The following is a 5,910-nucleotide window of genomic DNA, read 5'->3' as shown; positions in this document are numbered from 1 at the left end:
GCTCCTCACGCTGTTCCTCCAGCGCCATCAGCTCCTGCACCTGACGGCCCAGGGTGATCTCCTGCTCATGGCTCAGCAGCGGCACACGGCCGATGTCTCGCAGGTAGGAACGGAGGGAATCTCCGGTGGGAACCAGCAGGGACGCGGAGGAGGGCGTGAGGGTGATCGAAGGCATCGTCCCTTGTTACGAAACCATTTGGTTTCGTAAATCTATCATCACTTTGCGGACTCGCTCCGCCCTGGAACCGTCCCCACAATGGGGCCATGGGCGCGGAACGGCTTCAGAAACTCATGGCCGCCGCCGGACTCTGCTCCCGGCGGCAGGCCGAGACCTGGCTGAACGAGGGGCGGGTGCGGGTCAATGGCGACCTGGCCCGGCTGGGCGATCGTGCCGATCCCGGCTGCGACCGCATCAGCGTCGACGGCCAGCCCCTGGTGCTGCCCGCCACCAACCTGACGCTGCTGCTCCACAAACCCCCCGGCGTGCTCTGCACCTGCCGAGACACCCACGGCCGTTCCACCGTGCTCGATCTGCTGCCGCCCCAGCTGAGAGAAGGCCGAGGACTGCATCCGGTGGGCAGACTCGATGCCGACAGCCGGGGAGCGCTGCTGCTCAGCAACGACGGAAACCTCACCCTGCGCCTAACCCACCCCCGCTACGGCCATCGCAAGACCTACCGGGTCTGGGTGGAGGGATGGCCGAGACACGCCACCCTGGAGCGCTGGCGCGCCGGTGTTCCACTCGACGGCCTGCCCAGCCGCACGGTGGACCTCCAGCGACTGCACCATCACCGGGGCTGCACCCTGCTGGAGCTGGTGCTGCGGGAGGGCCGCAACCGCCAGATCCGTCGCACCGCCGAGATCCTCGGCCACCCGGTCCGGGATCTTCAGCGGGTCGCCATCGGGCCGCTGCACCTGAAGGACCTGCCGGAAGGAGCCTGGCGCGAGGTCGAGCCCCGAGAATGGGGCCCCCTGGCCGCCGCTCCCTGAGCCCCCCTCCCTTGCCCAAGTCGGCCCGTCCCCTCCTCCAACGCCTGCGTGAGCGCCTGCCGGGGCAGCGTCCGAGGCTGCCACCCCCTGTCCAGGAACGGCCCCAGGACCCCCTGCTGCTCGCGGGCCAGCACCTGCGCGAAGCCCGGGAGGCCCGGGGCATGGGCCTGCGCCAGCTCGCCCTCGATACCCGCATCAGCACCGCCGTGCTGGAGGCGCTGGAGAGGGGCTGGCGGGATCGGCTGCCGGAGGCGGCCTACCTGCGCACCATGCTGCCCCTGCTGGAGCAGCATCTGGAGCTGCCGGACGGCTGTCTCGACGGGGTGCTGCCACCGGAGCGGGACCGGCGCAACAGACGGCGGCGGGAGCCGCTGCTGCTGCGGTTCACACCGGGCTCGATCGATGTGTTCACCACCTGGCAGGGCACGGTGCTCTACGCGCTGCTCTGCGGCGGGCTGATCTACGGGCTCAACCTGCAGCAGCAGCGGCTGGCCGCCCAGGGGCTGCTGGCCCTGCGGCCCATCCCCCCCCTCAGCGCGGCCCAGACCGCCCAGGCGAATCTGGAGGATGCCGACCGGGCGATCCTGGGGGCCTATCCGGACCTGCGGCCCCTGGGCAAGGCGTCCTCGGGTCAGGGACTGAAGCGACTGCGCAGCGAACTGCGCAGCGACCGGCCCGATCTGGCCCTGGGTCTGCTGCGGCTCGACCTGGCCAGGTCCACCCGGGTGTCCCTGACCAGCGACCGGGGCATCGTCTCCCAGCTGCCGGCGGTGCAGGGAAGCCTGAGCCTGCCGGTGCTGCCACCGTTCAGCCTGCGGCTGACTCCACCCCCACCGGCCGGCGCGGTGCGCTGGAACGGTCAGCCCCTGGCCCCCACCACCTCCGAGGATCAGACCGCGGCGCAGTACCTCTATCCATCCCCGCGGCGGCCCCCTTCTCCGACCTCCCGGCCGTAGCGGCGCGCCATCTCGGCGAAACCATGCAGGGGCCCGGCCATGTCGGCGACGGATCGGCTGAGTCGCCAGCTCCAGTTGCCCTCGGTGGTGCCGGGGGTGTTGAAGCGGGCCTCGTCACCGAGTTCCAGCAGATCCTGCAGGGGCACCACCGCCAGTTCCGCCGAAGAGGCCAGGGCCACCTCCAGCAGCTGCCAGCTCGGGGCCCGGACCTCTCCGCCCACCACCGCGGCGACGCGACCCCGGGCGCCGTCGTCCAGATCCCGCCACCAGCCCAGGCTGGTGGCGTTGTCGTGGGTGCCGGTGTACACGACCCAGCGGTCTCCGCTGTAGTTGGCCGGCAGGTAGGGGTTGTCGTCGTTGCCGTCGAAGGCGAACTGGAGGATCTTCATGCCCGGCAGGGAGAAACGGTCGCGCAGGGCCTCCACCGCCGGGGTGATCACCCCCAGATCCTCGGCGATCAGCGGCAGGCGATCGCCATCCAGCAACCGGCCCCGACGACGGCAGCGCCTCCACAGGCCCGCCAGCAGGGAGCGGCCTGGGGAGGCGCGCCAGCTGCCGTTCTGGGCGGTGGCGTCCCCGCCTGGAACACTCCAGTAGGACTCCAGGGCCCGGAAGTGATCGAGCCGCAGCAGATCCATCAGCTCCAGCTGGCGCATCAGCCGCGCCAGCCACCAGCGAAACCCCGTGAGGCGATGCACCCACCAGCGATAGACAGGGGTTCCCCACAGCTGGCCGGTGGCCGCGAAGTAGTCCGGCGGCACGCCGCTCTGCTCCACCAGCGACCCATCGGCGCGCAGGGAGAACAGGGGCCGTCGGCTCCAGACATCGGCACTGTCGTGGGCCACGTAGAAGGGCAGATCGCCCACCAGTCGAACACCCTGGCCGTGGGCCCGATCCTGCAGCCGGCGCCACTGATGCTGCAACTGCCACTGGAGCAGGGCTTCCTCCTGCAGGGCCTCGCTCTGCGCCTCCACCAGAGCGCGCAGGGCCGCCGGCCGGCGCCGGGCCAGGTCCTCCGGCCACTCCCACCAGGGCCGCCCCCCCTGCAGCCGTCGCGCCACCATGAAGCGGCAGTGGTCCACCAGCCAGTACCGCTGGTGCTGCTCCCAGCGGGCGAAGGCCTGACGGCCCTCCCGGGGCTGGTCGGCCCAGCGCTGCCGCAGGGCCGTGGCGATGGCCGCCGACCGCTCCCGGGCGCGGACGGGATCCAGCCGATCCGCCGGTCCGCCGGGAAGGGCGTCCCGGTCCGCCGGTGTGATCAGGCCATCGGCCACCAGGTCGTCGGCATCGATCAGCCAGGGGTTCAGAGCCGAGCCGCTCGGGGAGCTGTAGGGGGAGCCGGTGCCATCGGTGGGGGCCAGGGGCAGGAGCTGCCAGACGCGGATCCCCTCCCGGCCCAGCAGGTCGATCCAGTCGCGGGCGGCGGCGCCGAAGCTGCCGCAGCAGGGGGTTCCGGGCAGGGCCGTGGGATGCAGCAGCACACCGCAGGCGCGGGCATCAGGGCTCACGGTCTGGGCAGCCGGTAGCGGGCCACGATGCGGCGGGCGAAGGCCGGGATGTGGGCCTCCACTTTCTCCGGATGGTTGCGCTGCAGCCACAGGGCATTGCGGGTGAAGTGGGAATCGATCGAGAAGCGGCCGTACTCCAGCCCCTTGGGCCCGAAGCGCTGCACGAACACCCCCACCAGTTCCGCCAGCCACATCGGCAGCTTCAGGGCCTTCTCATAGGCATCGATCCCCTGCTGCACCGCCTGGCGCCGGTCGCCGGCGCTGGTCACCGGCGCCAGGTCGAGCTCGGCTTCCACCAGATCCAGCAGCTCTTGGCCGGTGGCGTTGCGCACGGTGATCCACTGGCGCCCGAAGGTGGCACCCATGTAGCCCACCACCAGGTCAGCGCCGGCATTGGTGTAATCGAAGCAGCTCAGGCAGCTGGGGGCGAACACGTCCTTGAGGGCGGGGGTGTCGAGGCCGAAGAAGGGCACGGTCTCCTCGTGGCCGTCGCTGTGGCGGAAGTGGATGCGGAAGTCCTGCATGAACTCGTAGTGCACCACCGTGTCCGGCGAGCTGCTGGCGCTCTCCAGGAAGGTCTGCAGGCCCGCTCGGCTGACGTTATCCACACAGGGCATCCCCAGCACGTAGAGCTTCTGCAGCGGCAGGGTGGCCTGCACGGCCCGCAGGGCCTGGATCTGGCAGCCCACGCCGATGGCCAGCAGCCGCTCGATGCCGCTGCCCGGCAGCTGCTCGAGCACCTCCAGGTTGGGGGAGAGGGTGGGTTTGTTGACCCGGGCCGCCAGCACCTCCTCGGGGGTGCGGGCCAGCACCGGCACCGGGGTGAAGCGATCCTCCGGGCTCTGCTGTACGCACAGCACCGCATCCACCAGCCCGCTCTCCAGGGCCCGCACGCCGATGCGGCTGACGATGCCGGTCCACTGGGCCCCCTCGATCGGCTGGCGCAGCCGGGCGGTGACCATGCGCTGGTGCACGCCGAAATAGAGCTCATCCTCATCGTCGAGCCGGCGGCTGCGGCCATGGGCCTGCTCCTCCATGGCTTCGAAACGCTGCTCCAGAAAGGCGCAGGCGCGGCGCACGTAGGCCACCCAGCGGCTGTCGCAGAGGCCACAGTCGCTGCAGAGATCCCGGGCCGGCTTGGGGCTGCCCTTGGCCAGCGGCCGGGCACGATCGTGCGGCGCCGTCGGGGGCGGCGCCGGGGACGGAACGGTGGACAAACGGAGGTGGGCGTGACGGCTCGGTGCTCAACCTATCGGTCGCCGCCTCCCCATGCCGCAGGCCGTTCCAGGGGCAGCGACGGCAGCTGCGCCAGAGTGCCCCATCTCCATCCGTTTCGGCACCGATGCCCGCCCGCCGGAATCGCCGCCCTCCCGCCGACCGGCCGGGCCCTGCGGCCCCCACCCCCACAGCTGCCGGCAAGGGATCTGCCCCCCGGCGGCGGCCGCTCACCATCGGACGCTCCCTGCGTCAGCTGGCCATCGCCGCAGCGGGCGCGGTGGTGGGAATGGCCACCCTGGGGCTCCTCTGGCCCGAGCCGGACCGGGCCCTGGCCCCCACCCCCGAGATCGGGCCGGCCAGCCTGGCCGCCCAGCCGGCCCGGCCCGTCACCCTGCTGGTGATCGGCAGCGACGCCGACCGGCTGGGTGCACCCCTGAACGGTGCCGCCCCGGCCGGCCCCGCCAACGCCGATGCCCTGCTGCTGCTGCGCGTCAACCCCGACGGCCCCCTGCAGGTGCTCAACCTGCCGACCGAACTGGCCGTGAGCCTGCCCGGGGAGAAGGGACCCAAGCGGCTGGGAGAGGTCTACCGCCTCGGCGGCGTGGCCCTCACCGCCGACGCCGTTCGGGAGCTGGTGGGGCTGGAGTCCCCCAAACCCGATCGCTACCTGGTGCTGCCCAGGGGAGCCTTCCGGGATCTGGTGAACGGACTCGGGGGGCTGGAACTGAGTCCGCCGCGGCGGATGCGCTACACCGACAAGACCCAGAAGCTGACCATCGACCTGGAGGCGGGCCTGCAGCAGCTGGGCGGGGCCAAGGTGGAACATCTGGTGCGCTTCCGCGACCGATGGCTCGGGGACGCCGGCCGGCGCAGCAACCAGCAGCTTGTGGGAAGCAGCCTGCGGGAGCGGATGCTCCAACCCGACAAGCTGGCCAAGCTGCCCGTCCTGGTGACCCAGCTTCAGGCCAAGGTGGACACCAACCTCTCCCAGGGCGAGACCCTCAGCCTGCTGGCCGCCGGCCTCGACACCGCCAAACCTGTGCAGTTCTCCAGCCTGCCGCTCAAGCCCGCCGAGGAGAAGCACAAGGGCCTGCGGGAGCTGGAGGCCGGGGCGACACCACCGCTGTGGAAGGAGCCAACGCCCTAGGAGGCTGCTGAAAAACCAGCTCAGCCGCGGGAGAATGGCCTAACGGCACTGAGCGAATGCGCGGCCAGCAGGAACGCACCGGCCCCCTGTT

At 71.4% G+C, this 5,910-nt stretch carries 6 protein-coding genes; 3 read left to right on the top strand and 3 right to left on the bottom strand.

The genetic code is table 11. The features are described 5' to 3' along the window. On the bottom strand, nucleotides 1–175 hold a 175-nt coding region (locus KUG41_RS07430), incomplete at its 3' end, for a sigma-70 factor domain-containing protein (RefSeq protein WP_305798567.1). A gap of 89 nt (nucleotides 176–264) precedes the next feature. Between KUG41_RS07430 and KUG41_RS07425 the strand changes: the two genes are divergently transcribed. Both KUG41_RS07425 and KUG41_RS07420 read left to right on the top strand, forming a co-directional pair. Next, a complete protein-coding gene (locus KUG41_RS07425; protein WP_216902715.1) occupies nucleotides 265–990 on the top strand; it encodes a pseudouridine synthase in 726 nt (241 codons plus the stop codon). 11 nt (nucleotides 991–1,001) lie between these two features. Next, entirely contained in the window at nucleotides 1,002–1,946 is a 945-nt protein-coding gene (locus KUG41_RS07420) for a RodZ family helix-turn-helix domain-containing protein (RefSeq protein WP_216902713.1), read from the top strand. Here KUG41_RS07420 and malQ read toward each other — a convergent pair. Beyond that, nucleotides 1,901–3,454, bottom strand: a complete 1,554-nt coding sequence (gene malQ, locus KUG41_RS07415; protein WP_216902711.1) for a 4-alpha-glucanotransferase — start codon at nucleotides 3,452–3,454, stop codon at nucleotides 1,901–1,903. The two genes, KUG41_RS07420 and malQ, sit on opposite strands and share 46 nt — an antisense overlap. Beyond that, nucleotides 3,451–4,671, bottom strand: coding sequence for a Coenzyme F420 hydrogenase/dehydrogenase, beta subunit C-terminal domain (locus KUG41_RS07410; protein ID WP_216902709.1), 1,221 nt, complete (start codon nucleotides 4,669–4,671; stop codon nucleotides 3,451–3,453). Before KUG41_RS07410 ends, malQ begins: the two co-directional genes overlap by 4 nt. Nucleotides 4,672–4,796: 125 nt before the next feature. On the opposite strand from KUG41_RS07410, the gene KUG41_RS07405 reads away from it, so the two are divergent. After that, nucleotides 4,797–5,819 carry an LCP family protein gene (locus KUG41_RS07405; RefSeq protein ID WP_216902707.1) on the top strand — a complete coding sequence of 341 codons (1,023 nt, stop codon included), beginning with the start codon at nucleotides 4,797–4,799 and terminating at the stop codon, nucleotides 5,817–5,819. The last annotated feature ends 91 nt before the right edge of the window (nucleotides 5,820–5,910 follow it).

The sequence above is a fragment of the Synechococcus sp. CCY 9618 genome, from assembly GCF_019038415.1.
GTDB lineage: Bacteria > Cyanobacteriota > Cyanobacteriia > PCC-6307 > Cyanobiaceae > Cyanobium.
The sequence above is the reverse complement of the archived record's forward strand: the minus strand, read 5'-3'. Positions and strand labels throughout refer to the sequence as shown.

Excerpts from the sequence above, each read along its gene's own strand:
- KUG41_RS07425 (WP_216902715.1), top strand. The coding sequence starts at position 265 with ATGGGCGCGGAACGGCTTCAGAAACTCATGGCCGCCGCCGGACTCTGC.
- KUG41_RS07405 (WP_216902707.1), top strand. The coding sequence starts at position 4,797 with ATGCCCGCCCGCCGGAATCGCCGCCCTCCCGCCGACCGGCCGGGCCCT.